The 4,657-nt window shown below is 70.9% G+C and carries 3 protein-coding genes; all 3 read right to left on the bottom strand.

The features are described 5' to 3' along the window. Positions 1-2,576: cation-translocating P-type ATPase (locus D7X55_RS36105; protein ID WP_147470351.1), on the bottom strand; the 2,576-nt coding region annotated here is incomplete at its 3' end. Between the two features lie 22 nt (positions 2,577-2,598). Beyond that, positions 2,599-3,579, bottom strand: coding sequence for a VWA domain-containing protein (locus D7X55_RS36100; protein WP_120550179.1), 981 nt, complete (start codon positions 3,577-3,579; stop codon positions 2,599-2,601). Next, on the bottom strand, positions 3,579-4,511 hold the full coding sequence (locus tag D7X55_RS36095; protein WP_120550178.1) for a vWA domain-containing protein: 933 nt from the start codon (positions 4,509-4,511) through the stop codon (positions 3,579-3,581). Before D7X55_RS36095 ends, D7X55_RS36100 begins: the two co-directional genes overlap by 1 nt. Positions 4,512-4,657 lie beyond the last annotated feature (146 nt).

Here is a 4,657-nt window from a genome sequence, read left to right as displayed (position 1 = left end):
GGCTGGGGCGGCGTGGCGGGCGCCTTCGGCCGGAAGGCGAGCAGGCGAAGGCCGTTGAAGACGACCAGGAGCGTGCTGCCCTCGTGGAGCACCACGGCCTGGCTGATGCGCGTGAGGCCCAGCACGGCGGCCACGACGAGCACCGCGCTCACGCCCAGCGCGATGACCAGGTTCTGCTTCATCACGGCCGTGGCGCGCTTGGACAGCTCCAGCGCGAAGGGCAGCTTCGCCAGGTCATCGCTCATCAGCACCACGTCCGCCGTCTCCAGCGCCGCGTCGCTGCCGGCGCCGCCCATGGCCACGCCGACCGCCGCCGCGGCGAGCGCGGGCGCGTCGTTGACGCCGTCGCCCACCATGGCCACCGGGTGCGTGCGGCCCAGCTCCTTCACCGCCGTCACCTTGTCCACGGGCATCAGCGGTGCCTTCGCCTCATCCAGGCCCACCTGCCGCGCGATGGACTGGGCCACGAGCGCGTTGTCGCCGGACAGCATCACCGTGCGCTCGATGCCGCCCGCCTTCAGCGCCTGCACCACCTGACGGGCGCCGCCGCGCAGCGTGTCCGCCACGCCCAGCACGCCCAGGTAGCGGCCCGCGCGGCGCACCACCATCGTCGTCTGGCCCGCCGCCTCCAGCCGGGCCACCTCGGCGGTGACCTCCGGAGGGAGGGCTTCCCCGGCGAAGAGGGCCGTGCTGCCCACCTCCACCGCGTCGTCGCCCACCTTCGCGCGGATGCCCTGGCCGTGGATGGCCTCCAGGTCGCGGCCCTCGGGCACGGCGACGCGCGCCTCGGCGGCGCCGTCCACCACGGCCTTGGCCAGCGGGTGCGCGGACAGCGCCTCCACGCCCGCCGCGGTGCCCAGCAGCTCCTCGCGCGTCGCGCCCGGCGCGGCCCACGTGGTGAGCAGCCGGGGGCGGCCCACGGTGAGCGTGCCCGTCTTGTCGAAGGCGATGGCGCGGATGCCGCTCAACAGCTCCAGGTAGATGCCGCCCTTGATCAGCACGCCCCCGCGCGCGGCCGACGCCACCGCGGAGAGCACGGCGGAGGGCGTGGAGATGGCGAGCGCGCAAGGCGACGCGGCCACCAGCAGCCCCACCGCGCGCAGCACCGCTTCCTTCAAGGGGGTGCCCAGGAGCAGCAGCACCACTGGGAACACGATGGCTGACGCCATCACCAGCGGCGCCACGGTGCGCTCCAGGCGCTGGGCGAAGCGCTGCCGCTTGCCCTTCTGCGCCTCCGCCTGCGCCACCATGTCCACCACGCGCGCCAGCACGGACTCCGACGACAGGCGCGTGACCTCCACCTCCAGCGCCGCCTCGCAGTTGATGGTGCCGGAGAACACCTCGTCGCCCGGCTTGCGCGCCACCGGCATGGACTCGCCGGTGATGGCCGCCTGGTCCAGGGAGCTCTTGCCCTCGCGGATGACGCCGTCCAGCGGGACGCGGTCGCCCGGGCGCACGACGATGCGCTCGCCGCGCTTCACGTCCGCCACCGGCACCTCCACGACCTCCGAGCCCCGGCGCACGCGCGCCACCTCCGGACGCAGCTGGCCCAGCGCTTCAATGGAGCGGCGCGCCTTCTCCATGGCCCGGTGCTCCAGCGCGTGGCCCGCGCTGAAGAGGAAGAGCAGGAACGCGCCCTCGAACCACGCGCCGAGCACCGCCGCGCCCAGCGCCGCCACCACCATCATCGTCTCGATGTCGATGCGAAGCTGCGCGATGGACTGCACCGAGCCGCGAATGGCGAAGAAGCCGCCGCTCGCCATGGACAGCGCCCAGAGCACCGTGGCCACCAGGGGCGGCGCCAGCGCGAAGTGGTCCACCACGAAGCCCGCCGCCAGCAGCACGCCGGAGGCCACCACCAGCGGCAGCTCCAGCAGCGGCGCCAGACCGCCCCCGTGCGCGTGGTGCGAACAGGCGTGGCCCGCCATGGGCACTTCCAGCCCATACCCGAGCGCCTTCACCCGGGCCTCCACGTCCGCGAGCTTCAGCTCCGCCTTGTCGTACTCGACGACCAGGCGCTCGCTGGCGTACGCGACGCTGGCCGTGAGCACGCCCTTCATCTTGGAGACCGCGTGCTCGATGACCTGGGCCGCGTCCGCGGAGTCCATCCCGCGCACGAACCAGGTGTGTTGCAGGTAGCGCGCGGCCACCTGCTCTCCCGTCTTCCGCGCGAGCTTCAGCAGCTGGGCGACGGGGACCTGCGCCGGGTCGTAGTGGATGCACACCTCCGCGTGCCCTGCGTCGCGGCGCAGGTGCACGTCGAGGATGCCGTGCTGCGACTCCAGGGCCGTCTCCAGCCGCTCGAAGCGGCCCTGGTCGTCCGTCTCTCCCGGCAGCGTGCCCTCCAGGTCCAGCTGGAGCGCCGAGCCGCCCCCTTCCGCCGGACGGTGCGCCGGCGGACGGATGACGCGCTGGGAGTGGGCATGCCCATGGTGGTCATGCCCGTGGTCGTGGCCATGGGAGCAGGAAGGGCCGTGGACGTGGCGCTGCACGGCGTTGCCGGCGGTTTCCACCTCCTTGAGGCCCTTGATGTTCAACGTGCCGAACCGCGAACCGCTCTTCTTCTGCTCCGACATGGCTTTGGCTCTTCCTGTCGCCCTAGTGGCGGTGTCCGCGGCGTGAGTGCGAGGGGGCGGCGGCCGGAGGCGGCGTGGCCTGGGGCTTCTCGTCCTCGTCCTCGTCGTGGTGGTCCTCGTCCTCGTGCTCCTCGGGGACGGGCTGGTCGAAGCGCTGGCCGGCGACCTCCAACGTGAAGCGCTTGCACGTGGGGGGAATCTCGAACTCCAGCACCGCGGGCAGGCGGCCCTCGTAGACCTTCAGCACCTTGCCCTGCTCGTCATAGACGGTGCCGCCGGCGGCGACGGTCATCGTCTCGTCCACCAGCACGGCCACGAGCTCCGCCATCTCCTCCATGCGGTCCGCGTGGCGGTGGCACCAGAGGTGTCCCACGCCCGGATAGGTCGTATGGGAGATCTCCTCCATCTGTTCTTCATCCACGTGCTCACCCACGCCCATGAAGACGAAGTTGATGCGCGGCAGGCGGCCGGAGGCGATCTCCTTGGCCACCTGCGTGGCGTAGGCCGTCACGTCATGGGCGTCGTTGATCTGCGAGTCCGTGATGATGACCGCCAGGCCCCGCTTGGCGCCTTCGCCCACCTGCTGCTTGATGTGCGCCACGAAGTCGCGCAGCACCGGCAGCATCACCGTGGCCTTGCCGTAGGACCTGGGGCCGGGGAAGCGGTAGCCCTTGGCCTGCGGGCCGGTGAGGTCGCCCACCATCTCCAGCTGGGTGCCGTCGCCGCAGGCCCAGTAGGTGACGCGCACCTTGCCGTCCCGGTCCTTGTTGGCCAGGTACTCCAGCATCCACTGCATCTGCGGCTCGACCTGGTTCTTCACCGGGGCGAGCTTCGCCAGGATGCCGCGCGGCCCGTACGCGTTCTCCATGCTCGCGGAGCCGTCCATGTAGAGGGCCACGTCCAGGCCCTCCACGGTGGGGTCGTGCAAGAGCGTCGCGACGACCTTGTTGCCCATCCGGTGGACGTCGGAGAAGGGGCGGTTGATGACTTCGTGGCCGGCCATCAGTGGTGGTCCTCGTCCTCGTCGTGGTCTTCGTCAGGGAGCGGCTGCGTGTAGCGCTGGCCGTTCACCTCCAGCGTGAAGCTCTTGGCCTCTTCCGGCACCTCGAACTCCAGCACCGCGGGCAGGCGGCCCTCGTACGTCTTCAGCACCTTGCCCTTGTCGTCGTAGATGGTGCCGCCGGCGGCGACCGTCATGGTCTCGTCCACCAGCACGGCGACCAGCTCCGCCACCTGGGTGATCTCCTTCGCGATGCGGTGGCACCAGAGGTGGCCCACGCCCGGGTACTCCGCGTGGGCGATGTGCTCCAGCTGCTCCTCGTCGATGTCGTCGCCCACGCCCACCAGCACGAAGTTGATGCGCGGCAGGCGGCCGGAGGCGATCTTCCTGGCCACCTCCTCGGAGAACTTCTCCACCGCTTCCGCGTCATGGAGGCGGCCGTCGGTGACGATGATGGCGCAGCCGCGCTTGGCGCCCACCTTCACCTGCTCCTCCAGGTACTTCACGTAGTCGCGCAGCGCGGGCTCCAGGTACGTGTAGCCGCCCAGCTGCTTCGCGCCGGGGAACTTGTACTGCTTCACGTCGGTGCCCTTGAGCTCACCCACGGCCTCCACCTGGCGGCCGTTGGTGCCACAGGCCCAGTAGGCCACGCGGAGCAGACCGTTGCGGTCCTTGGTGGCCAGGTACTCCAGCATCCACCGGACCTGCGGCTCCACGTCGTTGGAGGGCTCCTTCATCGGCGCGCCGCGCAGCCACTCCAGGAAGGAGCGCTGCTGCGTCTTGTAGGCGTACTCCTCGCGCATGCTGCCGGAAGCGTCCATGTAGATGGCCATGTCCAGGCCTTCCACCGTGGGGTCGTGCAGCAGCACCGCGCGCACGTGGTCCCCTTCGCGGTGCAGGTCCGAAAACGGCTCGATCGGCTTCTCGTGTCCCATGGTCTGCCTTTCTGGAGGGTGAAAACGCTATCGCCCGGTGTGCGAGCACCGCAAACGGAGCGGGGGTTCAGTCATCGAAGTCGCTCATCCAGTCCGGCTTCTTGCCGGGCGGGGCGGGCGCCTTCTCCTGCTGCCTGGTGGCCGGA

Source organism: Corallococcus sp. AB049A, assembly GCF_003668885.1.
GTDB lineage: Bacteria > Myxococcota > Myxococcia > Myxococcales > Myxococcaceae > Corallococcus > Corallococcus interemptor.
This window is presented reverse-complemented; position numbering and strand designations above follow the sequence as displayed.